This window comes from Paludibacterium denitrificans (assembly GCF_009707705.1).
Lineage (GTDB): Bacteria > Pseudomonadota > Gammaproteobacteria > Burkholderiales > Chromobacteriaceae > Paludibacterium_A > Paludibacterium_A denitrificans.
In genome coordinates this window covers 2,196,978-2,219,987 of sequence record NZ_WLYX01000001.1, presented here as the reverse complement: position 1 = coordinate 2,219,987, position 23,010 = coordinate 2,196,978, and the positions used below count along the sequence as shown (strand labels likewise).

The window sequence follows — 23,010 nt, the reverse complement described above, 5'->3', positions numbered from 1 at the left end:
TCAGTCGTGAACCACGACGTATTCACTTAACGGAGCCCGATCGAGAGCCAAGGTATTCTCGGGCGCCTCAGGGTCGGGGTAGCCCAGTGCCATGCCACACACCAGCTGTTCCTGCTCGCCAAACTTCAGCAGATCAGCAATGAGGCGGTGGTAGTCAATCCACGCGCCTTGTGCACACGTGGCCAAGCCGCGAGCACTGGCGGCCAGCATCACGTTCTGCAAAAACATGCCGTAATCGAGCCAGCTCCCCTGCTCCATCCGCCGGTCGATACTGAACATCAACCCGACCGGGGCTCCAAAAAACTCAAAGTTCTTGCGGTGTTGGGCGCGCATCCGTTCGGTCTCGCCCTTCTGGATGCCAAGCAGGCCATAGAGGCCCCAACCGGACTTGCGCCGCCGACCGAGGTAAGGTTCAAAGAACTCGCGCGGATAGTAGTGATACTCGGCCTGATAGCTGCCATCCGCCCGGTCATAGGCCGAGCACACGGCATCGACCAGTCGCTGACGTGTTCTGCCGCACACCACATGTACGCGCCATGGCTGGATATTGTTGCCGGAGGGCGCCCAGCAGCGCTCGCCAGAATCTCGTTCACCCGTTCCAGCGGCACCGGTTGGGGAAAAAAAGCCCGGATCGAACGGCGTTCCCGCATCACCCGGTCCACCAGCGCCACCGTGGCGGGCTCTCCGTCCTTGTGATGGTTGTCCTGCATAATCAACTCCTGTGGATAAACAGCACTGATGTTTTCGGCCAACCTTGGGACCGGTGGCGCGGGCAATCAGCCTAAGCAAACGCAGCAATACCGGTCTGGGCCCGGCCCAGAATCAGCGCATGGACATCGTGAGTGCCTTCGTAGGTATTGACCGCCTCAAGGTTGACCATGTGGCGGATCACGCCATATTCGTCGCTGACCCCGTTGCCACCGAGCATGTCGCGCGCCGTCCGGGCAATCTCAAGCGCCTTGCCACAGCTGTTGCGTTTCATGATCGAGGTGATCTCGGGAGCGGCGCTGCCTTCATCTTTCATCCGACCCAGACGCAAGCAGCCCTGCAATCCCAACGTGATGTCGGTTTGCATGTCGGCCAACTTCTTCTGGATCAGCTGGTTGGCGGCCAGAGGACGGCCAAACTGTTGGCGCTCCAGTACATACTGACGGGCGCGGAACCAGCAATCTTCCGCCGCGCCAAGCGCCCCCGTGCAATGCCGAAACGCGCCGAGTTGAGGCAGGTGAACGGCCCCTTGAGGCCACGAATGTCCGGGAAAGCGTTGTCATCCGGCACAAATACGTCATCCATCACGATCTCGCCGGTAATGCTGGCGCGCAGGGCAACCTTGCCGTGGATGGCCGGGGCGGATAACCCCTTCATGCCTTTTTCCAGAATGAAGCCGCGAATCTGTCCTTCGTCATCCTTGGCCCAAACGACGAACACATCCGCAATCGGGCTGTTGGTAATCCACATCTTGCTGCCATTCAGTTGCCAGCCACCGGCCACTTTTCTGGCCCGCGTAATCATCGAGCCGGGGTCGGAGCCGTGGTTCGGCTCAGTCAGGCCAAAGCAGCCAATCCATACGCCGCGCGCCAGCTTGGGCAGGTACTTCTGCTTTTGTGCTTCCGTGCCAAACTCAAAAATCGGCACCATCACCAGCGAAGACTGGACACTCATCATTGAGCGGTAACCCGAGTCGACGCGCTCGACTTCGCGCGCGATCAGGCCATAGCTGACATAGTTCAAACCCGCTCCGCCGTACTGTTCGGGCAACGTTGCCCCCAGCAGGCCCAGTTCGCCCATCTCGCGAAAGATGGCCGGATCGGTGGACTCATGGCGGAACGCCTGCTGTACGCGGGGCGCGAGCCTGACAATATTCGTGCGCCGCATCGCGGATCATGCGTTCTTCGTCACTCAGTTGCAGATCCAGCCGCAGCGGATCATCCCATTGGAATTTCATGATTGAAGGCCTTTCTGTCGTCCGGCAACGCCGGTATCAGGCGCCGTGCTGGCGAATCAGGTTGCGGGCAATGACGAGTTGCTGGATCTGGCTCGTTCCTTCAAAAATACGGAACAGCCGCACATCACGATAAAAACGCTCGATGCCATATTCGGCCAGATAACCGGCGCCACCGAAGATCTGTACGGCCCGGTCGGCGACGCGGCCACACATTTCCGAGGCAAACAATTTGGCGCACGCCGCTTCGGTACTGACATCCCGCCCCAGATCACGCTGGCGTGCGGCATCGACCACCATGGATCTGGCGGCATAAATCTCGGCCTTGCTGTCGGCCAACATCGCCTGAATCAACTGGAACTCGGCAATCGGCTTGCCAAACTGCTTGCGTTCACAGGCGTAGCGCAGGGCGTCATCCAGCATGCGTTCCGCCACGCCGACTGACACGGCCGCGATATTGATGCGCCCCTTGTCGAGCACCTTCATTGCCGTCTTGAAGCCCACCCCTTCACGCCCGCCAATCAGGTTGCTGGCCGGAATACGGCAGTCATCGAAAATCACATCGCAGGTGTGCGCGCCTTTTTGCCCCATCTTTTTGTCGATCTGGCCGAGCGACAGCCCGGGAGTACCACGCTCGACGATAAAGGCCGAGATTCCATCCGGCCCGCGCTTCTCCGGATCGGTACGTGCCATCACCGTGTAGATACCGGCCTCCGGCGCATTGGTGATGTAGCGTTTAGTGCCGTTGATGACATAGCTGCCGCCATCCCGTACCGCAACAGTGCGGACGCTGGCGGCGTCGGAACCGCTATCCGGCTCGGTCAAGGCAAACGAACCGATGATTTCGCCACTGGCGATCTTTGGCAGGTAGTGGTTTTTCTGCTCGTCGTTGCCATCAATGACAATGCCTTGTGCGCCGATGCCATTGTTGGTGGCAAACAAAGACCGAAAAGCAGGAGAGGTTCGGCCAATGGCAAAGGTGGCCAGCACCTCTTCCTCCATCGTCAGCCCCATGCCGCCGTACTCTTCGGGAATGGACAGGCCAAACAGGCCCAGCTCTTTCATCTCGTTAACCAGCTCTTGCGGAATCTGGTCGGTTTCGGCTACGAGCGCTTCATTGGGTATCAGGCGTTCGCGCACAAACCGGGAAATGGTATCCAGCAGAATATTGAGGGTTTCCCGGTCTCTGATCATTTTGTCTATCCGTTTCCATGTCGATGATCTTCGGCGTGCCGTGTGGCGAAGCCTGAGCACGGGAGGTCGCGTCCATGCCAGATGGACGCGCATCCCCGTTTATTTGACGTATTTGCGGAATTCCGGCTTGCGCTTCTCGCGGAAGGCATTGCCCCCTTCGGCCGACTCTGCCGACTCGTAATAGAGCTTGAGCGCGTGCATCGCCAGCCCGCCCATGCCACGGATCATCTCGGTATCGACGTTGAACGATTTCTTGGCCAGCGCGATGGCAGTCGGGCTCTTTTCGACAATTTCCTCGCACCACTTTTTCACTTCGGCATCCAGCTGCTCAGGTGGCACCACCGCATTCACCAGCCCCATCGCCAGCGCTTCCTTGGCGCTATAGCGGCGGCACAGGTACCAGATTTCACGAGCCTTCTTTTCGCCGACCACACGCGCCAGCAGCGCCGTACCAAATCCGGGATCGACCGACCCCACACGCGGGAAGCCTGCCCCAGTTGCGCTGTTTCCGAGGCGATCGCCAGATCGCAGATGGTGACCAGCACATTGCCGCCGCCAATGGCGTAACCGTTAACACGGGCAATCACCGGTTTGGAGATATCGCGAATGGCGCTTTGCACTTCTTCAATCGGCAAGCCGATGGTGCCGCGGCCACCATACCCGCCATCTTGCGTGCCTTGGTCACCACCGGTGCAGAAGGCCTTGTCGCCCGCCCCGGTCAACACCACGACGCCAATCTGACGGTCAAAATCCGCATCCTTGAAGGCGTGAATCATCTCTTCGCAGGTTTGGGCGCGAAACGCGTTGTACTGCTTGGGACGGTTGATGGTAATGGTGGCAATGCCATCTTCCTTGGTGTACAGAATGTCCTGGTATTCCATGTTGTCTCTCCTTTGTCAGTCAGGGGGCTCTTAGCCAGCCATCGTCAGGCCACCGGATACGCTGATCACTTGGCCGGTGATGAATGCGGCTTCATCGCTGGCAAGGAAGGCGATAATGCCGGGCAGATCGCCGGGCTGGCCCAAGCTTACCAAACGGAATCGCACGGGTAAAGGCGGCACGCAGTTTCTCGCCCTGTTCACCTTCCCCGCAGATATCGTCCAGCAATGGCGTATCGGTTGGCCCCGGGCACACCACGTTGATATTGATTTGCTTGCGAGCCAGTTCGCGGGCGATGGTCTTGGAGAACGACACCAGCCCGCCCTTGCAGAAGGCATACACGGCTTCGCCGGAAGAACCGACGCGTGCCGCATCGGAGGCAACATTGATGACACGGCCACGGCCGCGTTGCGACATGCCTTTGAGTACCGCGTGGTGCATGTACAGTGCACCGTACAGGTTGATGGCGACGATCTGATCCCACAGCGGTTTCTCGGTATCGAGAAAATTGCCCACCTTGTCCCAAACGGCGTTATTCACCAGCACCTCGATCGGGCCGAGCTGTTGTTCAGTAGCCGCCACCGCCGTCTGCACGGAGTCCTGATCAGTCAGATTCACGGCAAAAGCGCTGGCACGGCCGCCACTGGAGCGGATGTCCGTCGCAACGGCTTCCGCCGCCTCCTTGTTGATGTCAAAAACCGCGACCACGGCACCGTCCTCTGCAAAGCGACGGCAGATTGCCGAGCCGATTCCGCCTGCACCGCCGGTCACCACAACGACCTTATCCCGGATACCCTTCATGCTCGCCTCTCCTCATGTCATGACAAAAATTTGAAGTGCGTCTTGCCTTCGTTCCGCGCTTTGCGCTTCAATAGCTTCCGTTCAAACTTCTCTGGCTCCGCTGATGAAAGACCTTCCAGCCGAAAAAAACCTTGCGAACATCGAAATCAACAACCGTTTGTTTTTTCGGTTCTTTCAAGCCGCCAACACGCTGCATACCAAGGGCACTCAGGCACTGTCGGGACTCGGTGTCACCACCCAGCAGTGGTCGGTACTGGGCGCGCTCTCCCACCCCAAGGCAACGGATGGCATGACCGTCGGAGAACTCTCGCAATACTTGCTGGTCAGTCGACAGAACCTGGCTGGCCTGATGACCCGACTGGAGCGCGATGGCCTCATCGAACGCGTCACCAGCGAGGAAGACCGCCGGGCCCGCCGGGTGAAATTAACCGCCAAGGGCCACGAGCTCTGGGCCGCGCTCTACGATCCCATCAGCGACTTCTACGATCAGGCCCTGCAAGGTTTCTCGTTCGACGACCGTTTGGCCTTCATCCACTACATCAGCCTGCTGCAGCAAAACATGGCCAAGATCTAGATCCGATGCCGCTCGGCCATCTGGCGGGCGATAATCATCTTCATGATGTTTGCCGTCCCGTCACCGATCTGCAGCCCCATCACATCCCGATAACGCTGGCCAAAGTGGTAATCACTGCCATAGCCACCATGGCCATGCGTCAGCAGACACTGGTGAATGATTTCGCACGCCAGCTTGGGTGCCCACCACTTGCACATTGCTGCTTCGGCGGTATGTGGTAGCCCCTGATCCTTTAGCCACAGGGTTTTCAGACAGAGCGCCCGGCAAGCCTCATACATGGTCTCGGCTTCGGCCAACGGGAAACTGACGCCCTGAAATTCGCCGATCGGCTTGCCAAACGCCTCACGCTCCTGTGTGTATTTCCATGCTTCGTCGAGCGAGGCCCGCACCACCCCCATGCATTGCAAACCAATCAGCGCCCGGCTGTAGTCGAATCCCTGCATGACCTGGATGAAGCCCTGTCCTTCGTCGCCAAGCATCATGTCGCTGGCAATACGCACACCATCGAAGAAGATCGAACCGCGCCCGACCGGGCGGGTGCCAATGTCATCAAATGCGGTTCGGGTGATCCCCGGCAGATGCATCGGCACCAGAAAAGCGCTGATCCCGCGAGCCTTGGCATCTTCCGTACCGGTACGGGCAAACACCACGGCCACATCGGCCTGCGTCGCCATGGAAATTGACGTTTTTTCGCCGCTGAGCACGAAATCGTTGCCATCGCGCACGGCTTTCAGTTTGAGACGGGCCGCATCAGAACCGGCACTGGGTTCCGTGAGGGCAATGGCAATCAGCTTGTCGCTAAGCAATCACCTGCTGCAGCCAGCTTTGGGCGGCATCAGAACGCGCGTGCGTCGCAACGATCTGTCCGCATAGAGAAGTCAGAAGGTTTACGTAAGAGACGTTGAAGTCGCCATAAGCGATTTGTTCAAGCAGCAAGCCGCTGGTCACACAGTCCAGTCCGAGGCCGCCGTGTTCCTCTGGCAACTCCAGCCCCAGAAAACCCAACGCTCCCATTTCCTGCACGATCTCACGCTCAACCCGCTCGGCTTTTTCACGAGCGCGGTAATAAGGAGCAAGACGGGTTTTGGCAAAGCGAGCGGCAGAATCGACCAGTGCCTGCTGTTCATGGCTGAGGCTGAAGTCCATCACGTATTCCTCCTTGTTCTGTATGTGAGTTGAATACTAGCCACGCCATTCAATATACGTCAATAAGTTGATATAAAATTTATTGGAATTTTTGCACTAGAATCCAGAAAAAGCCAAACAAAAGAAATTTTTTATTTAAAAATCAATAGCTTGATTTTATTTGTTTATGCTGATAGCAATTTCACAACAGTTGATACGTCATTTTATATCAACATGTTGACTCATTAATCAGAGAGAGATACCGTACTATCACATCGGCTGCAGCGTGACATCAGGACAATGACATCACCTTGTCATCGGCGACATACGCAGCGTGGAAAACCGGTCGTGAAATGGCAGTACGCCACGACGCACTCTCTTGCACTGCCTCCGGGCAGAGCATCGCCCCGGCGGTGATTTCGACTGGAGTTGAATGGAGATTGGATATGAACTTTGACCCGGTGCTGCTCGCGCCCCGCATGGGGCCGATGAAAGCCCAAGGCTTTTGGCGGGATGAAACGATTGAGTGCCATTTCCGCAGGGCATTGGCGTGCTGCCCCGACAAACTGGCCGTGGTGGACTACCGAGAGGGGCAAAACCAGCCGATTCGCCTCAGCTATCAGGAACTCGATCAGCGCGTCGAGCGGATTGCCCGCGGATTGGTGGCATCAGGGATCGAACGCTCCGACGTCGTAACCTTCCAGCTGCCCAATTGCTGGGAGTTCATTGCGCTTTCGCTGGCCTGCGCGCGCATCGGTGCCGTGGCCAATCCGGTTATGCCGATTTTTCGCCAGCATGAGCTGAACTTCATGCTCAACTTTGGCGAGTCAAAGATTTTCATCGTCCCCAAGGTGTTTCGTGGCTTCGATTACGAAGAGATGGCGCACGCCATGCGGCCGAATCTCCCCCATCTACAGCAATTGGGGGTCGTGGGAGGCAGCGGCGACGATAGCTTCGAAGCCACGTTGCTCGCCACCGCACATCCACCGCTGACCACCACCGCTATCGATCCGGACGATGTGCTGCTGCTCATGTACACATCGGGGACAACCGGCGAACCCAAAGGCGTGATGCACACCTCCAACACCTTGTTCTCCAATTTGCACGCCTATATCCGGTAATGGAGCTGCAAGAGTCCGACGTCATTCTCGGTGCCTCACCGATGGCACACCTCACCGGCTATGGCTATCTGGCGATGATTCCGTTGATTCTGAATTCGACCACGGTGCTGATGGATGTGTGGGACGCCAAACGGGCATTGCAGATCATCCGCGACGAAGGGGTGACATTCAGCATGGCTTCCGCCACGTTCGTCGCCGACCTGTGCATGGCGGTTGAGGCGGGCGAGCCCACCTCGGCACAGTTCCGCAAATTTAACTGTGCGGGTGCGCCGATTCCGCCGGTATTGATTGAACGGGCCCATTCCCTGATGGGCCTGACGATCAGTTCGGCGTGGGGCATGACCGAATGCGGTGCCGTGACGGTCACCGAACCCGCACGTGCGCTGGAAAAATCCGGCGTCTCGGATGGCCGACCGCTGCCGGGCATGGAAGTCAAGGTTGTTGGCGCCAGCGGCGAGTCGCTGGCCTGCGGCGAAACCGGTGCGCTAATGATCCGCGGAGCCTCGCTGTTTGCCGGGTATCTGAAACGGCCACAGCTGAACGCTACCGATGAAGAAGGCTGGTTCGAGACTGGAGATCTGGCGTTTATCGACGCCGAGGGTTACCTCCGCATCAACGGCCGCAGCAAGGATGTGGTGATCCGTGGCGGCGAAAACATTCCGGTAGTGGCGATTGAAAACCTGCTCTACCAGCACCCCGCCATTGCGGCCGTTGCCGTGGTCGGCTACCCGGACAAGCGTTTTGGCGAGCGCGTCTGCGCGTTTGTCGCGCTCAAACCGGGTTGCCACTTCACCTTTGAAGACATGACGGCCTACCTGACCGAACAGCAGCTCACCAAACAGTATTTTCCGGAGCGGCTGGAAGTGGCCGACCAGCTCCCTCAGACGCCCAGCGGCAAACTGCAGAAGTTCAAGCTCAGAGAAGCGGCCAAGGCGTTTGCGGATACCCACTGAGGAGTGGTCATGGATACGGAAATTCTGCTGGAAACCATCGGCAAGGTCGGGTTGATCCGACTCAATCGTCCCGACGTCTACAACGCACTCAACGATGCGCTCATGAACCAGCTCGGAGAGGCTTTGGATGCGCTGGAAGCAAACGAAGCGATCGGTTGCGTTGTCATCACCGGCAGCGACAAAGCCTTTGCCAGCTAAGCGCCGACATTAGCGCCATGCGCGCCATGGATTACATGGATGCTTACAAGTCCAATTTCATTACCCGCAATTGGGAGCGGCTCAAAACCTTCCGAAAACCGGTGATCGCCGCCGTTTCGGGACTGGCATTGGGTGGCGGCTGTGAGCTGGCCATGATGTGCGACATCGTGTTTGCCGCCGATAGCGCGCGTTTTGCCCTGCCGGAAATCAAGCTGGGCGTCATCCCCGGCGACGCGCGGCACCAGCGCCTGCCGCGCGCCATCGGCAAGGCCAAGGCCATGGATTTATGCCTGACCGGACGCATGATGGACGCCGCGGAAGCGGAGCGTTGTGGCCTGGTTTCGCGCCTTTATCCGGCCGGGCAACTGTTGGCCGAAGCGCTGGCCACGGCGCAATCCATTGCCGAATTCTCCCAACCGGTGGCGATGATGATGAAAGAGTCGATCAACCGCGCCTTCGAGGGATCACTCAACGAAGGGCTGCTGTTTGAACGCCGCACGCTGCACGCCACCTTCGCGATGACCGATCAGAAAGAAGGCATGGCCGCCTTTGTCGACAAGCGCCAGCCGGATTTTCGCCATCGCTGAACACTGGTGCGCCAAGCGCCGTTTTTCCCGACACCAACACAGGGAGTCCGCCATGACTGAAGTACTAGTCGACTACCCCGCTGCGCACATCGCGCGCCTCAGCTTGAACCGGCCGGAAGCGCGTAACGCGCTGAATCAGGAGGTACGCCAGCAACTGGCCGAGCACTTTACCGCCTTGGGCAAGTTGGCCGAAGTCCGTTGCATCATCCTGACCGGTGGCGAGCACTATTTCGCCGCCGGTGCCGATATCCGCGCCATGGCCGATCACGGCGCCATCGATATGCTGCTGCTCCACACCCAGCGGCTATGGCAGGCGATGGCCAGCTGTCCCAAACCGGTGATCGCGGCCGTCAACGGCTTTGCACGGGGCGGTGGCTGTGAACTGGCCATGCACGCCGACATCATCGTGGTTAGCGAGAGCGCCAGTTTCAGTCAGCCGGAAGTCAAGGTCGGCATCATGCCCGGCGAAGCGGCACTCAGCGCCTGACCCGCGCCGTCGGCAAATTCAAGGCGATGAAAATGCTGTTGACCGGACAGCCGGTGAGTGCCGCCGAGGCCTGCAGCATGGGGCTGGCCAGCGAGGTAGTGGCCGATAGCGCGGTACAAAGCCGGGCCACGGAATTGGCCAGCCAGATTGCCGCCCTGCCGCCACTGGCCATTGCCCAGATCAAGGAAGTGGTGCTGGCCGGACAGGATGCGCCGCTTGAGACGGCGCTGATGCTGGAACGCAAGGCATTTCAATTGCTGTTTGCCAGTCAGGATCAAAAAGAAGGCATGCACGCCTTCCTCGACAAACGCCAACCCGACTTTCAAGGACGCTGAAGCATGCTGGACGCCACACGCAAGGATTTAACGCTTGGCATTGTCGGCACAGGGCTGATGGGCCGGGGCATCGCCCAGATAGCAGCGCAGGGCGGCGTGCAGGTACGGCTGTTCGATAGCCGCGCTCATGCTGCCGAGGAAGCTCGCAGCGCCATTGCCGAAGCCCTCGGCAGGCTGGTGGACAAGGGCAAGCTGAGTTCGGCCAACCTTGACGCCACCCTCACGCGCATTACCACTGTCGACAATCTGGCACAGCTGGCCGATTGCCATATCGTGCTTGAGGCCATCGTAGAAAGCCTCGACGCCAAGCGTCAGTTGTTTCATGAGCTGGAAGACGTGGTCGCCGCTGACTGCCTGTTGGCCACCAATACCTCATCGTTATCCATCACCGCCATTGCCGCGGCGTGCCGACGACCGGAACGTGTTGGCGGCCTGCACTTTTTCAGCCCGGTCCCGCTGATGAAGGTGGCCGAAGTAATCGACGGCGTACTCAGCGCCAGCTGGGTGGGCGAAGCACTGGCGACATTGGTACGGCGTATCGGCCATACGCCGGTGTACGCCGCCGACACTCCCGGTTTCATCGTCAACCACGCGGGGCGCGGCTACGGTACCGAGGCGCTGCGTATCGTCGGCGAAGGCATCGCTGATTTTGCCCGGTCGACCGTATCTTGCGCGACAGCGCCGGTTTCCGGATGGGGCCGTTCGAACTGTTCGACTTGATCGGGCTGGACATTTCATACCCGGTGATGGAATCGATCTACGAGCAGTATTATCAGGAACCGCGCTACCGCCCCTCGCCCATCATGCGCCAGCGCATCGCCGTAAGCCTGCTCGGCCGCAAGAGTGGCCGTGGTTTCTATCACTACGACAATGGCGCGGTCGTCGCCGTGCCCGCCCCTGCCGCGCCACAGGTCTCCGTGCCACCGATATGGATCAGCCAACGTCAGCCAGAAGCCCACGCGGCGGTCTCCGCACTGCTGCAAACGCTTGGAGCCACCCTCGACCATGGCGCACGGCCATCTGACAACGCGTTATGTCTGGTACTGCCGCTGGGCGAGGATGCCACCACCAGCACGTTGGCCGAAAAACTCGACCCGTCCCGGACTATCGCCCTCGACCCACTCTATCTGCATGGTCATCGCACACTGATGCAGACTCCACTGACCACACCGGCAGTACGTGATGCCACCGGAGCCTGCTCGCGCGTGACGGAACCGCCGTATCGGTCATCCACGACAGCCCCGGCTTTGTTGCCCAGCGCGTCATGGCCATGATCGTCAATATCGGTTGCGACATGGCCCAGCAACGCATTGCCACACCAATAGATATCGACCACGCGGTGACGCTTGGCCTCGGTTACCCGAAGCCCACTGGCACTGGGTGATGCCATCGGCGCAGGCACGGTACTGACCATTCTTGAGGCGCTGCACACGTTCTACCGTGACCCGCGTTATCGCCCAAGCCCATGGTTAATCCGCCGCGCCCGCCTTGGGGTATCGCTGCTGACGCCGGAAAACTGAGTCCATTTGCCACCGATTCACGAGGAACTGCCATGCTTGATGCTTATCTCTACGCCGGACTGCGCTCGCCATTCGGGCGCCACGCCTAAAAAGCTGGCGACCGTGCGCCCGGACGATCTCGCCGCCACCGTCATTCGCGAACTTCTTGCCCGCTCCGCCTTTCAGAGCGAAGACGTGGAGGACGTCATCCTCGGCTGCACCACCCAGTCTGGCGAAGACAGCCGCAACATCGGTCGCCACGCCGCGCTGCTGGCGGGTTTACCGCCAACCGTTCCGGGGCAAGCGGTCAACCGGCTGTGCGGTAGCGGGCTCGCGGCCATTCTCGACAGTGCCCATGCCATCAGCTGTGGCGAAGGCGAGCTTTACATTGCTTAAGCGGTGTCGAGAGCATGAGCCGCGCGCCCTTTGTCGTCGCCAAAGCCGAATCGGCCTATAGCCGCGATTTCAAAGTGTTCGATACCACCATCGGCGCACGTTTTCCCAATCCACAGTTAGTGGAACAGTATGGCAATCACAGCATGCCGGAAACGGGCGACAACGTTGCCGCCGAATTGAACATCAGCCGCGACGCCTGCGACCGGTTTGCCGCCGCCTCGCAAGCCAAATACGCAGCAGCCAAAGCAGACGGTTTCTATGTTAGGCGAGATTCTGCCTGTCGCGGTGCCAACCGGACGCAAGACGCCAGCACTGCTGGTGGACGAAGACGAGCATCCTCGCGCGGGATCGACGTACGAAACATTGTCGGAACTCAAACCACTGTTCGGTGGCGTGGTCACCGCGGGCAATGCGTCAGGCATCAATGATGGCGCCGCGGCAGTATTGATCGGCAGCGCGCGGGCCGGAGAACGCGCCGGGGCCAAACCGCTGGCAAGGATTCTGGCTAGGCGCCGTGGCCGGGGTGGAGCCGCGCGTCATGGGAATCGGCCCGGCCTTTGCCATTCCGAAGGCGCTGGCACGCGCCGGACTCACGCTCAACGACATGGACGTGATCGAGATTAACGAAGCATTCGCGCCGCAGGTACTCGGCTGCCTGCAGCTGCTCGGATTAAGTCATGACGATGCTCGCGTCAATCCTAACGGCGGGGCCATCGCCATCGGCCATCCGCTGGGAGCATCCGGCGCACGTATCGCACTCACTGCGGCGCGTGAACTGGAACGCCGTCATGGACGCTATGCGGTGGTGAGTTTGTGCATCGGTGTTGGGCAGGGCATTGCCTTGGTGCTGGAGCGGCAATAGCGCGGTACCGGCTTGGGCAGCGAGCGGTGCTGGCCACCATGGCAAGGCGCAAGCCCCGTCACATCACCAGCACCGCCGCTCCGCGTAACGCTCCGGCACGTAAACAGGCGAGCGCTTCGTTTGCCTGTTCCAAGGCAAAGGCGGTCGTGCTGGTATGCACAGGGATAGTCGGTGCGAGCTGCAAAAAGTCCAAGCCGTCTTGCCGCGTCAGGTTGGCCACCGAGCGGATCATCCGCTCTCCCCAGAGATCGGCATAGGCAAAACCGGGAATGTCACTCATGTGGATGCTTAAGCACACACGACACACCCGCCCGCCTGCACCTGTCGCAAGGCTTGCGGGACCAGTTTACCATCGGCAGCAAAGATCAGGGCCGCGTCCAGCAAATCTGGTGGCGTTTGGTCAGAGCCGCCAACCCAGCTAGCGCCAAGAAGACGGGCAAAGTCCTGCGCTTCTGCGTCGCCGGTCGGGTGAAAGCATAAAACTCTTGCCCGGCATGACGCATCACTTGGGCAATGATGTGTGCCGCCGCGCCAAAACCATAAATCCCCACTTTGTGCGCCTCGCTTACCAAGCGCAGGGCGCGATAGCCGATCAATCCGGCACACAATAGCGGTGCCAGCTCGGCTGCCGACTGATCTGCGTGACAAGGCAGAGGAAAACAATAACGGGCATCGGCCACGGTGTAGTCGGCATAACCGCCATAGATCTGATAACCGGTAAAGCGCGCCGACTCACACAGATTCTCGCGGCCGCTGAGACAAAAACGGCATTGGCCACAGGTCCAGCCCAGCCATGGCACGCCCACCCGTTCCCCCACAGTAAAGCCCGTTACACCCGCACCAATCGCGCTGACGCGCCCCACAATTTCATGTCCGGGAATAATGGGCCAGCGCGGATAGGGCAGCTCGCCATCAAGCAGATGCAAATCTGTGCGGCACACGCCACAGGCCTCAATACGCAATTGCAGCTGTCCTGCCGCAGGCTGTGGAATTGGCCAATGCTCAAGGCGCAGGGCCTCGCCGGAATGGTGCAGGACCATGGCACGCATGGTTCCGGAGACGGAATTAGGCATCGGCAGATTCCTTTCGCGCGGCGGCGTTGCAACAACCTTAACCAGACTACTGATTTTAGTCAGGTTGCCCGTCATGCGGATATGAAAAAAGGGAGACCTTGTGGTCTCCCTTTTGGGCAATGATGTATGCGTGCGATTTAGTTGGCAGCCGAAGCAGCCGGTTTAGCGGCCTTGTGGCTGCGTACATGCTTTTTCACATGCTTCTTGGCGTGGTGCTTTTTCACTGCGACCTTGGCCGGTGCCGAAGCATCGGTCTTGGCGGCCTGGGCTTTTTGTGCCGGTGCGGACGCAGCAGATTTGGCTTTTTTCACCGTGGCGTGTTTTTTAGCCACATGCTTTTTCACTACTTTCTTGGCCGGTGCCGCTTTGGCTGCCGGAGCCGAAGCTGCCGCCGGGGTTGCCGCAAAGCCTGCAGCGGAAGTCAGACCAAAAACAGCGCTCAACAGCATCAGGGACAGCTTTTTCATGTGTATTTCTCCAAAGATGGAAAAGGAGGGAATCTCCAGGACGCCAACGTTGTGTGCATCCATGTCTTGCATCCTAGTCGGGAGATCAACGGGAATCTGTGAGTCACGTGTAAGCAGATGTAACGCCACGTACCATGCGTCCGGTCAGCTGCCCGAAAACAAAACAGCCCGGCATCACCGGGCTGTTGAACGGGCAGGAAGGCCGCTACTTAGACGGCTTCCACATTATGTTGGGCATCGCTATCGCGCAGGATTTCCTGCGCCCAGACCACCGAATCCATGTAATAGCGGTTAACCAGCGCAACATCAAACTCGAGAATCTTGGCCAGCGTGCGGATACGCGCTTCATCGCCTTGTTCACAGGCCATGGCTAGGCCCAAGTGCGGGCCGAACAGGCCACGATTGTCGATCACCGCTTCACGCACCGGTGCTTAAGCAAATCCAGCGGGTCAAGCACATCTGGGAACGGCACCCCCATCAGGACATCCAGCAATGAGAACATACCAGTGAGGAACAGGTGTTCCGACTCCACCTTGTTGCTGCGGTAATTGCCGAGCTTTTCCATGAAGCGAGCGCGAATCAGCGATTTTTCCAACAGGCTCAACGCCTTGCCATCTTCCTTGCGCGCGGTAAACAGCAACATCGACAGCCACTTGAACAGCGTTTCCCGTCCCAGTAACAGCAAGGTGTCTTCAATCGTTTGCACCTTGCGCGACAAGCCGTTGATCGGAGCATTGATGAAGCGCATCAACTTGAACAGCAGCACGGAATCCAGCTTGAACTGGATCTCGATGTCTTTCGGATCGGCGTTGGCCCGCAACAAGCGCATGATGTGCAGCACCCGCGTCTGGCTGGCATCGGCCTTGCCACCTTCCAGCGTTCGTACCGAGGTGAGGAACGGGCCATGGAACAGGGCAAAACGATGGCTGCCCGGCGCGCGCAGGCAAACATCCAGATCTTCCGCCGTACCGATGTTACGTGCCATCCAGCGCGCGTTGGGGTAACGCTGCGGCAGCTGGTCGAGAATCGGTGCGAGCACTCGCGTGGATGGCGCGGCAAAATCCAGCAGCATGAAATCGACGCGGCTAAAGAGTTCCGGTTGCAACCGTTCGGCCAACACTTTGCGATCGTACAGCGCCGGTTCGATGGCAAATCGCACACCTTTGGCACGCAACGCATCCAGTTGCCCCAGCATGGCATCAGTCATCGGCTCATCGGTTAACGGATCAAGCACGAAAATGACGCTATCGGCCTAAGCATTTGCAGCAACATGGGCTCTTGTAACGACGCCATGGCGATATGCACAAAAGCGCGGCGATAGGCCAGCAGGCGGAAGATTTCCATGTTGAGCAGCGTTGACAGCAGCAGCCGGTCAAATTCCCCGGCGTTTGCGTGCCGTCATGCCCGCCCTGGCTGCTCTGCTTGACGAAGAATTCATACGCCACCACGCGCAACTGTTTGTCCATGATCGGCTGATGGGTGACAAAGCCGAGCGTGGCGGGCAAATCCAGCGGTTTGTGGTCAATTTCGGCGGGTTGGACAGGAGGGGCCATGGCCTCGGCGACCGGCTCAACCGGTGCGACCTCGCGGACCTCATCCTTGCTACGGGTCAGCCCGCCAAACAAATTCTTGAGCATGGTCACTACTTTCTTTCCAAATCCTGATCCGGTAGAGGGTGATGGCAAGATTAACCTCGACTAGCGGGAATACGCGGGGTATCCACCCGCACATCGCCACATTGTGCACGGTGCCGTAACGCATGATCCATCAACACCAGCGCCAGCATGGCTTCGGCAATGGGGGTGGCTCGGATGCCAACACAAGGGTCATGTCGGCCATGGGTTTCCATCAGAATCGGGTTGCCCTGCTTGTCGATGGAGTGACGCGGCTGGGCAATGGAAGACGTCGGTTTGATGGCAATGGACACCTCGATATTCTGCCCGGTGGAAATCCCACCGAGAATACCGCCTGCGTGGTTGCTGGCAAAACCTTGCGGCGTGAGTTCATCGCCGTGCTCGCTGCCCTTTTGTGTCACACAGCCAAAGCGCCAATTTCCACGCCCTTGACGGCATTGATGTTCATCATGGCATGGGCGATGTCGGCGTCCAGCCGGTCATACACCGGTTCGCCCCAGCCGACAGGGACGTTTTCCGCCACCACGCGCAAACGCGCGCCAACCGAATCCAGGGCTCTTGCGGATGGCATCCATGTAATCTTCCAGTTGCGGCACCACGCTGGCGTCAGCGGCAAAGAAGGGGTTGGCCGAAACCTCATCCCAGCTGTGGAACGGGATGACGACTTCGCCAATTTGCGTCATGTGGCCACGGATCACAATGCCAAAGCGCTCTTTCAGCCACTTTTTGGCAATCGCGCCAGCCGCCACGCGCACGGCGGTTTCGCGCGCCGAGGAACGGCCGCCGCCACGCGGGTCGCGGATGCCGTATTTGTGCCAGTAGGTGTAATCAGCATGACCGGGACGGAACGTGTCGGCAATGTTGCCGTAATCCTTGCTGCGCTGATCGGTATTACGAATCAACAGGGCAATCGGCGTGCCGGTGGTTTTGCCTTCGTACACGCCGGAGAGGATTTCCACGCTATCCGGTTCGCGCCGCTGGGTAACATGACGGCTGGTGCCAGGGCTTGCGCCGATCCAGTTCCAGCTGGATGTCCGCTTCGCTGATTTCCAGCCCGGGAGGACAGCCGTCCACCACGCAGCCAATGGCTGGCCCGTGGCTTTCGCCGAACGAGGTGACGGTGAACAGCAAACCCATGCTATTGCCTGACATCTTCTGTGATCCCTTTATGGCCTAATTGGTTTTTAACGATTTTAACACGGCCCATTACCAAGGCACGTTTCCCGTATGGCGGCGGAACCAGCCGGTAATGGATAAACGCGGCTGACGCGCCGGTAAAACCTCGTGCCAGAAGCGATCGGACAAAAACAACACCAGCGTCCCGGCCTCTGGCGCAACGTCCAGATGATGCTGACACTCAGGGTCCAGATACAGCCGCATTTCGCCACCGGCATCGTCCGGCCAGTCCTGATTCAGATAGAGCACGGCACTCAGGGTTCGGGCATCGTCGTGGCGAAAACGATCCAGATGATTCTTGTAAAACGCGCCGGTCGGAAACACGGCAAAGTGCGATTCCAGCTCGACCAACCCCATGAACAAGGACTGATTCACCGCCTGACGGATCTGCTCCAGCTTGGCAAAATAGGCGGCCACCGCTGGTGGGGCGTTGTCTTCATCCAGCCATAATACCGAGTCGGAGCGGATTTCACTCAGGCGGCGCTGCTCGCTGGCCTGACCGATCGCCGCCTCGTGGAACTCGCCCTGACGCCAGTGCTGGACACATTCGTCGCGCAACAGGGCGATATCCTGCGGCGTGAACAAGCTGCGGTCGATCACCCACCCCTGTTCGGCCAACGTATTGATAATGCTGTCCAGTACGGGCGGTGGGCTCGCCACGCTTGCCGATAACAGTTGTTCAGTCATAGTAAACATTCTCCCCAGCGGACCGCACGCGAACGTCGCCCAAAGGATAAAGGGTTGGCCGAAAACCGGCGCCAGACACACCAAGGCCGTGTAGCGTGCCGCTCAACACGGCAGTACACGGCCCGGCATCCGATCAATCTCGGATAAATGCCTTTGCGCCCGCTGGCCTGCGCTGCGGGCGGCGCCAGATCAGGCGTCCAGATTCTTGGCTACGATCTCGTAAACATCCTTGGACAGTTTGGCCGCCAACAGTCGTTGCAGCTCGGCCGTCATCAATGCCCGACGCCCCGGTTCCAGTTTGTTGCGGCGGTTAAAGGCACGTACCAGACGGCTGGCCACCTGTGGATTGAAGGCGTCGATCACCAGCACCTGATCGGCAATGAAGCGATAGCCGCTGCCATCCGCCGCATGGAAATGACGCAAATTGCTAAGCAAATGAGCCGATCAGCGCGCGCGCCTTGTTGGGGTTTTTCAGCGAGAACGCCGGATGCTGCATGGCGGCTTTCACCTGCTCCGGGTATCCGGCAACTGGCTACCCGCCACCAGCGCAAAATACTTGTCCATGACCAGCGCATCGTGCTGCCAACGGCAGGCAAACGCGGCATAACACTCTTCACGCTCGAGGCCGGCGCGATCACGCAGGGCCAGCATGGCGCCCATCTGATCGGTCATGTTGTCGGCATCTTGCCCCTGCTTACGCGCGGTAGTCGCCGACCAGCTATCGCCCAGACGGTTAAGCATGCCCAGCGCCCGGTTCTTCAGATCACGCTTGCCAGCGTCCTGCGGGCGGTAATCGCGCGTCTGGTTGAGTTCGTACGCCTCGCGCCATTCGGCGCGCAACGCGGCGGCCAGTTGATCCAGCACGAAGGTACGCACCCGATGGATCTGTTCCGGATCGGCATCGTCCACCAGCTCCAGCAGGTCTGATTCTGACGGCAAGCCCAGCATCAGCGCCTTGAAGGCCGGATCGGCCAATTCATCTTTCAGGACAGCACGGAAAGCGGTGACAAATGCCTCCGGCAACGTCAGCGTCTGGCCAGCAGCCTGCTCGGCCAGCAAGCGCAACAGCAGGCGTTCGGCCAACGTCTGGCCAGCTTCCCAGCGGCTGAAGCTGTCGCTGTCGTGAGCCATCAGGAAGGCCAGCTGATCGTCGCGCCAGTCAAACTCCAGCCGCACCGGCGCGGAGAAGCCGCGCAACAGCGACGGTACCGGCTCGGCCGCCACATGGATAAAGGTAAACCGCTGCTCTGCCTGTTTGATATCCAGCACCCGCGTCGTGCCTTGCGGCTGCGCTTCGCCTTCCAGTTGCAACGGCAGATCATGGCCATCGGCACCAACCAGCCCCAACGCCAGCGGAATGTGCAACGGCTGTTTGTCCGGCTGGCCGGGCGTGGCCGGAGTCGATTGACGCACGGTCAGCGTGTAGGATTGCTCAGCCGGGCTGTAGCGGCCTTCCACTTGCAGACGCGGCGTGCCAGCCTGGCTGTACCACAAGGCAAACTGGGTGAGATCAACGCCGTTGGCGTCGGCCATGGCAGCGCGGAACTCGTCGCAGGTGACGGCCTGCCCGTCATGGCGACGGAAATACAGCTCCATGCCCTTGCGGAAGCCATCGCGCCCAAGCAGGGTCTGGTACATGCGAACGACTTCGGCGCCCTTTTCATACACCGTCATGGTGTAGAAGTTGTTCATCTCGATATACGAGTCGGGGCGAATCGGGTGCGCCATCGGGCCAGCATCTTCCGGAAACTGCATGGCGCGCAGCGCTTTGACATCTTCAATGCGCTTGACCGCGCGGCTGCTCATGTCGGCGCCAAATTCCTGGTCGCGGAACACCGTCAGGCCTTCTTTCAGGCTGAGCTGGAACCAGTCGCGACAAGTGACGCGGTTACCGGTCCAGTTATGGAAGTATTCGTGGCCGATCACCCGTTCCACGTTGTGGAAATCGCTATCGGTAGCCGTATCCTGCCGCGCCAGCACATACTTGGTGTTGAAAATGTTGAGGCCCTTGTTTTCCATCGCCCCCATGTTGAAGTCGCCCACCGCCACGATCATGTAAATATCCAGATCGTATTCCGGGCCAAAGCGCTCTTCGTCCCATTTCATCGCGTGCTTGAGCGACTCCAGCGCATGCGCGGCCTTGTCCTGATCGGCCGGTTCGGTCCAGATCTCCAGCAGCACATTGCGCCCACGCGCCGTGACATACTGGCTACGCAGCGCAGACAACTTGCTTAAGCAACCAGCGCAAACAGGTAGGCTTTTTTTGTACGGATCGACCCATTTCACCCAGTGGCGTTTTTTGTCCACCATGCCCTCGCCCACCTTGTTGCCATTGGACAGCAACACCGGCAGCTTCTGCTTGTCAGCTACGATGGTGGTGGTGAATTTGGCCATCACGTCCGGACGGTCCAGATAATAGGTTATCTTGCGGAAGCCTTCCGGCTCGCATTGGGTAAACAGGTTGCCATTGGAGGCATACAGCCCCATCAGGCTGGTATTGGCGGCTAAGCTCCAGCTCGGTTTCCACTTCCAGAATGAAGCTGTCCGGGACGTCATGCAGGCGTAGTTGTTCGCCATCCAGCTCATAACGCGGTTCGGCCAACCTTTCGCCATCCAGCGTTACGGCCAGCAGCCGGGCGGAACCATCCAGCACCAGATCGGCCGCCGCTTAAGCTTTGCTGTTGCGATTGATCACCGGGCGTGAAGACACCTTGGTCACACTGTCCTCGATATCGAACTTCAAATCCACGCGGTCGACCAGAAACGGCGGAACGGCGTAATCGTTTCGATATTTGACTTGAGGTTGCTGTGCCATGTTTTCTCTCTTTTTCTATACGGAACGACGGCTTGGCCTAACGCTGGCCTCACCGCGCCACAAAATAATCAGTGCACCAACCACTGGCCGCCCTCATCGGCCAGCAACAGGCGGCAAGTATCGGCGGGGGCCGCGGGCAAAGCAATGTCACGCATCAATAATTCATCACGGCGGAAGGCATGTAGCGTCACAGTATCGCCCGGCTGATAACGGGCCAGCGCCTTATCCAGATCAAACAGCCGCAAGCCATCAAGCGCCAGCAAAATGTCACCGCCAGACAACCCGGCCTGCTGCGCGGCACCGCCCTCCAGCACATGAACCAACTTGAGACCGAGCGGATCAGCGGCGGTCTTGACGCCCAACGACACCCGTGGCGCCTTGGCCGGTGCGCCATCCAGTACGCTGCCGCGATCCGCCACACTCTGGGCCACATCCCACAGCAAGCTGACGCCTTGTGTCGCCAACAGTTCAGCCAACGGCAGATCATCCGTGCGGCGCAAGGCGCGTTCAAAAAACTCGCCCAAGTCCAGCCCGGTCACTTGTTGCGCCACCGCTTCCCATTCGTTTTCGGCCAACCCTTGGCCATCGGCCAGCCATTTCTGCCAGAGCGCGCGCATCACATCATCCAGTGACAGCTGGCCCGCGCTATCGCGCCGGATGGTCAAATCCAGCGCCAATGCCGCCAGTGCACCTTTGGTGTAGTAGCTGACAATGCTGTTGGGGCTGTTCTCATCCTGCCGGTAGTATTTGGTCCAGGCGTTGAAACTGGATTCTTCCAGCGTTTGCTTGAGACGCCCAGCCCCACGCTGCACCCCCGAGATGGTCTGCGCCAGCAAGCCCAGATAGCGCTTGCGGTCAATCAGCCCGCAACGCACCAGCGTCAGGTCATCGTAATAGGAAGTAATCCCTTCAAATGCCCACAACAGGCGGGTGTAGCCTTCGCGCGCCAGATCATACGGCGCAAACGCCGCTTAAGCTGATACGCTTGACATTCCAGCTGTGGAAATATTCATGGCTGATCAAACCCAGCAATTGCAAATAGCCATCGCTAATCTCGGTTGCCCCCGGCGCAGGCAGATCATCGCGGCTAGCCATCAGTGCGGTTGAAGCGCGATGCTCCAACCCGCCATAGATATCCTTGCCAACAAACAGCAAAAAGACATAGCGCGCAAACGGCGCAGGTTGGCCGAACAGATTGATCTGGTACTCACAGATCTTTTTGACATCCTTCGCCAGTCGTTTGAGATCGGCACGGAAACGCCCGGCAATGACAAACTCGTGTGGCACACCACAGGCCTTGAAGCGTACCCGCTCAAACGTGCCCAGCTCCACCGGATGGTCCAGCAACTCATCGTAATTGGCTGCCAGATAACGACCAAAGCCGGACGTCTTGTCGACATCCAGCAGCGAGCAAACTGGTCGCCACTTGCCAGCCAGACAACGCCGGGACAGCAGGCGGACAAATTTCCACCTCACAGTCCTCGTCCTCATAGCCCTCAACCGCCAGAAAAACGCTGGACGCATTAAAAAACCCACGCTGCTGGTCAAGATAGGCGCCCCGCACCGACAAATCATAGGCATACACCTGATAAGTCAGCGTCAGCGTGCCTTTTACCGGTGCAGCCTGCCGGTGTGCTTATCCAGCTGACACAGCTGCACCGGCTTACCGCCGCTACGCGCCCGTATGGACACAATATGACGGGCAAACTCGCGAATCATGTAACTGCCGGGAATCCACGCTTAAAAGGAAAAAACGCTGACCCTCCTTGGCGGGATGTTTGACCTTCAGACTCACCTCAAACAAATGAGCGACGGGCGCAACCGGACAAATGGAATAACGAACCGGGACGTTCATGATCGGCCTGCAAAACGGGTAGGGACCACCAATTTTAACACTGCTGCTGGCTACAGGTTGCGGCGCCCCACGATTTGACCTACATCAAGGGGTAACGGGGGCATGACAATATAATCCCCCATAAGCGGCATCAGGCAAGTCATCCGCCCGAGCCCGCTACGCTTAACGTCAAAAAATGGTAAACGGGAAACCCGACAGGCATACGGCAATCATCTGGCCCCATTCGGCCAATATGATTTAGAATGCCGAGTTGAATAAATGGGGAAAAAGCGTCTGCGACAAGCATGCAACCAGCAAGCCTGCGGCAGAGGTCAACGCTTATGTATCTCTGAAGATCGGTTCCCCGCGGC

Annotated in this window: 27 protein-coding genes and 7 pseudogenes; 13 read left to right on the top strand and 21 right to left on the bottom strand. The window is 59.1% G+C overall.

Features of this window, described 5'->3' with window-relative positions; translation table 11 throughout:
• The 8 genes and pseudogenes from GKE73_RS14425 to GKE73_RS14405 all read right to left on the bottom strand — a co-directional run bounded on the left by GKE73_RS14425 (position 1) and on the right by GKE73_RS14405 (position 4,816).
• Complete coding sequence (locus GKE73_RS14425) at positions 1 to 789, bottom strand: nitroreductase (RefSeq protein ID WP_230370515.1); 789 nt, start codon at positions 787 to 789, stop codon at positions 1 to 3.
• A complete protein-coding gene (locus tag GKE73_RS26680) occupies positions 782 to 1,225 on the bottom strand; it encodes an acyl-CoA dehydrogenase family protein (RefSeq protein WP_245394081.1) in 444 nt (147 codons plus the stop codon). Before GKE73_RS26680 ends, GKE73_RS14425 begins: the two co-directional genes overlap by 8 nt.
• Before the next feature lie 116 nt (positions 1,226 to 1,341).
• A pseudogene (locus tag GKE73_RS26675) lies at positions 1,342 to 1,875 on the bottom strand (acyl-CoA dehydrogenase family protein); the annotation flags it as partial.
• Positions 1,817 to 1,945: an acyl-CoA dehydrogenase family protein gene (locus GKE73_RS26670; RefSeq protein ID WP_280954956.1), complete on the bottom strand. Its 129-nt coding sequence runs from the start codon at positions 1,943 to 1,945 to the stop codon at positions 1,817 to 1,819. The gene GKE73_RS26670 and the pseudogene GKE73_RS26675, both read right to left, overlap by 59 nt.
• A 36-nt stretch (positions 1,946 to 1,981) precedes the next feature.
• Entirely contained in the window at positions 1,982 to 3,136 is a 1,155-nt protein-coding gene (locus tag GKE73_RS14415) for an acyl-CoA dehydrogenase family protein (RefSeq protein WP_230370514.1), read from the bottom strand.
• 99 nt (positions 3,137 to 3,235) lie between these two features.
• Positions 3,236 to 4,017, bottom strand: a pseudogene (gene badI / locus GKE73_RS14410) (2-ketocyclohexanecarboxyl-CoA hydrolase).
• Between the two features lie 30 nt (positions 4,018 to 4,047).
• Positions 4,048 to 4,161, bottom strand: coding sequence for an SDR family oxidoreductase (locus GKE73_RS25950; RefSeq protein WP_376767360.1), 114 nt, complete (start codon positions 4,159 to 4,161; stop codon positions 4,048 to 4,050).
• Positions 4,109 to 4,816 (bottom strand): SDR family NAD(P)-dependent oxidoreductase, encoded by a 708-nt coding sequence (locus GKE73_RS14405; protein WP_230370513.1) that lies wholly within the window; start codon positions 4,814 to 4,816, stop codon positions 4,109 to 4,111. The genes GKE73_RS25950 and GKE73_RS14405 overlap by 53 nt, the downstream gene beginning before the upstream one ends.
• A 103-nt stretch (positions 4,817 to 4,919) precedes the next feature.
• Here GKE73_RS14405 and GKE73_RS14400 point away from each other — a divergent pair, with 103 nt between their 5' ends.
• Positions 4,920 to 5,390 carry a MarR family winged helix-turn-helix transcriptional regulator gene (locus tag GKE73_RS14400; protein WP_230370512.1) on the top strand — a complete coding sequence of 157 codons (471 nt, stop codon included), beginning with the start codon at positions 4,920 to 4,922 and terminating at the stop codon, positions 5,388 to 5,390.
• On the opposite strand, the gene GKE73_RS14395 is transcribed toward GKE73_RS14400, so the two are convergent.
• Both GKE73_RS14395 and GKE73_RS14390 read right to left on the bottom strand, forming a co-directional pair.
• Positions 5,387 to 6,196 (bottom strand): acyl-CoA dehydrogenase family protein, encoded by an 810-nt coding sequence (locus GKE73_RS14395; protein WP_230370511.1) that lies wholly within the window; start codon positions 6,194 to 6,196, stop codon positions 5,387 to 5,389. The two genes, GKE73_RS14400 and GKE73_RS14395, sit on opposite strands and share 4 nt — an antisense overlap.
• A complete protein-coding gene (locus GKE73_RS14390) occupies positions 6,189 to 6,536 on the bottom strand; it encodes an acyl-CoA dehydrogenase family protein (protein ID WP_230371496.1) in 348 nt (115 codons plus the stop codon). The genes GKE73_RS14395 and GKE73_RS14390 overlap by 8 nt, the downstream gene beginning before the upstream one ends.
• Before the next feature lie 332 nt (positions 6,537 to 6,868).
• On the opposite strand from GKE73_RS14390, the pseudogene GKE73_RS25945 reads away from it, so the two are divergent.
• From GKE73_RS25945 to GKE73_RS23725, 12 genes and pseudogenes are all read left to right on the top strand, one after another.
• Positions 6,869 to 8,100: pseudogene (locus tag GKE73_RS25945) on the top strand (AMP-binding protein); the annotation flags it as partial.
• 24 nt (positions 8,101 to 8,124) lie between these two features.
• The gene (locus GKE73_RS25940) at positions 8,125 to 8,589 is read left to right on the top strand and encodes an AMP-binding enzyme (RefSeq protein ID WP_376767436.1); all 465 of its coding nucleotides are present in this window, start codon (positions 8,125 to 8,127) and stop codon (positions 8,587 to 8,589) included.
• Between the two features lie 9 nt (positions 8,590 to 8,598).
• Positions 8,599 to 8,787, top strand: coding sequence for an enoyl-CoA hydratase-related protein (locus GKE73_RS23745; RefSeq protein WP_280954955.1), 189 nt, complete (start codon positions 8,599 to 8,601; stop codon positions 8,785 to 8,787).
• A gap of 17 nt (positions 8,788 to 8,804) precedes the next feature.
• Positions 8,805 to 9,374 carry an enoyl-CoA hydratase-related protein gene (locus GKE73_RS14375; protein ID WP_280954954.1) on the top strand — a complete coding sequence of 190 codons (570 nt, stop codon included), beginning with the start codon at positions 8,805 to 8,807 and terminating at the stop codon, positions 9,372 to 9,374.
• 52 nt (positions 9,375 to 9,426) lie between these two features.
• A pseudogene (locus tag GKE73_RS14370) lies at positions 9,427 to 10,196 on the top strand (enoyl-CoA hydratase).
• Between the two features lie 3 nt (positions 10,197 to 10,199).
• Positions 10,200 to 10,916 carry a 3-hydroxyacyl-CoA dehydrogenase NAD-binding domain-containing protein gene (locus tag GKE73_RS14365; protein ID WP_230370508.1) on the top strand — a complete coding sequence of 239 codons (717 nt, stop codon included), beginning with the start codon at positions 10,200 to 10,202 and terminating at the stop codon, positions 10,914 to 10,916.
• Entirely contained in the window at positions 10,865 to 11,470 is a 606-nt protein-coding gene (locus GKE73_RS14360; RefSeq protein ID WP_230370507.1) for a 3-hydroxyacyl-CoA dehydrogenase family protein, read from the top strand. The genes GKE73_RS14365 and GKE73_RS14360 overlap by 52 nt, the downstream gene beginning before the upstream one ends.
• A pseudogene (locus tag GKE73_RS14350) lies at positions 11,461 to 11,716 on the top strand (3-hydroxyacyl-CoA dehydrogenase family protein). The gene GKE73_RS14360 and the pseudogene GKE73_RS14350 overlap by 10 nt, the downstream one beginning before the upstream one ends.
• A gap of 39 nt (positions 11,717 to 11,755) precedes the next feature.
• Positions 11,756 to 12,091: a thiolase family protein gene (locus tag GKE73_RS23740; protein ID WP_280954953.1), complete on the top strand. Its 336-nt coding sequence runs from the start codon at positions 11,756 to 11,758 to the stop codon at positions 12,089 to 12,091.
• A gap of 14 nt (positions 12,092 to 12,105) precedes the next feature.
• Positions 12,106 to 12,519, top strand: a complete 414-nt coding sequence (locus GKE73_RS23735; RefSeq protein WP_280954952.1) for a thiolase family protein — start codon at positions 12,106 to 12,108, stop codon at positions 12,517 to 12,519.
• Positions 12,410 to 12,715, top strand: coding sequence for a thiolase family protein (locus tag GKE73_RS23730; protein ID WP_312854465.1), 306 nt, complete (start codon positions 12,410 to 12,412; stop codon positions 12,713 to 12,715). The genes GKE73_RS23735 and GKE73_RS23730 overlap by 110 nt, the downstream gene beginning before the upstream one ends.
• Positions 12,630 to 12,953, top strand: coding sequence for a thiolase (locus tag GKE73_RS23725; RefSeq protein ID WP_280954951.1), 324 nt, complete (start codon positions 12,630 to 12,632; stop codon positions 12,951 to 12,953). Before GKE73_RS23730 ends, GKE73_RS23725 begins: the two co-directional genes overlap by 86 nt.
• 58 nt (positions 12,954 to 13,011) lie before the next feature.
• On the opposite strand, the gene GKE73_RS14340 is transcribed toward GKE73_RS23725, so the two are convergent.
• The 11 genes and pseudogenes from GKE73_RS14340 to GKE73_RS24905 form a co-directional block, all read right to left on the bottom strand.
• Entirely contained in the window at positions 13,012 to 13,233 is a 222-nt protein-coding gene (locus tag GKE73_RS14340; protein WP_230370505.1) for an MDR/zinc-dependent alcohol dehydrogenase-like family protein, read from the bottom strand.
• Positions 13,234 to 13,318: 85 nt separating this feature from the next.
• A complete protein-coding gene (locus tag GKE73_RS14335; RefSeq protein WP_230370504.1) occupies positions 13,319 to 14,026 on the bottom strand; it encodes an alcohol dehydrogenase catalytic domain-containing protein in 708 nt (235 codons plus the stop codon).
• 137 nt (positions 14,027 to 14,163) lie between these two features.
• Positions 14,164 to 14,493, bottom strand: a complete 330-nt coding sequence (locus GKE73_RS14330) for an acid-shock protein (protein WP_230370503.1) — start codon at positions 14,491 to 14,493, stop codon at positions 14,164 to 14,166.
• A 209-nt stretch (positions 14,494 to 14,702) separates the two neighbouring features.
• Positions 14,703 to 14,906, bottom strand: a complete 204-nt coding sequence (locus GKE73_RS14325; RefSeq protein ID WP_230370502.1) for a hypothetical protein — start codon at positions 14,904 to 14,906, stop codon at positions 14,703 to 14,705.
• Positions 14,903 to 15,727 carry an EAL and HDOD domain-containing protein gene (locus GKE73_RS24910; protein ID WP_230370501.1) on the bottom strand — a complete coding sequence of 275 codons (825 nt, stop codon included), beginning with the start codon at positions 15,725 to 15,727 and terminating at the stop codon, positions 14,903 to 14,905. The genes GKE73_RS14325 and GKE73_RS24910 overlap by 4 nt, the downstream gene beginning before the upstream one ends.
• A 10-nt stretch (positions 15,728 to 15,737) precedes the next feature.
• Positions 15,738 to 16,178, bottom strand: a complete 441-nt coding sequence (locus tag GKE73_RS14315; RefSeq protein WP_230370500.1) for a hypothetical protein — start codon at positions 16,176 to 16,178, stop codon at positions 15,738 to 15,740.
• 2 nt (positions 16,179 to 16,180) lie between these two features.
• Positions 16,181 to 17,279: pseudogene (aroC, locus tag GKE73_RS14310) on the bottom strand (chorismate synthase).
• A 54-nt stretch (positions 17,280 to 17,333) separates the two neighbouring features.
• On the bottom strand, positions 17,334 to 17,990 hold the full coding sequence (locus GKE73_RS14305; protein WP_230370499.1) for a 2OG-Fe(II) oxygenase: 657 nt from the start codon (positions 17,988 to 17,990) through the stop codon (positions 17,334 to 17,336).
• 189 nt (positions 17,991 to 18,179) lie between these two features.
• Positions 18,180 to 20,805, bottom strand: a pseudogene (gene pepN, locus GKE73_RS14300) (aminopeptidase N).
• A gap of 68 nt (positions 20,806 to 20,873) precedes the next feature.
• Complete coding sequence (locus GKE73_RS23720) at positions 20,874 to 21,728, bottom strand: M61 family metallopeptidase (protein WP_280954950.1); 855 nt, start codon at positions 21,726 to 21,728, stop codon at positions 20,874 to 20,876.
• A gap of 28 nt (positions 21,729 to 21,756) precedes the next feature.
• On the bottom strand, positions 21,757 to 22,281 hold the full coding sequence (locus GKE73_RS24905) for a M61 family metallopeptidase (protein ID WP_312854464.1): 525 nt from the start codon (positions 22,279 to 22,281) through the stop codon (positions 21,757 to 21,759).
• Positions 22,282 to 23,010: the final 729 nt, after the last annotated feature.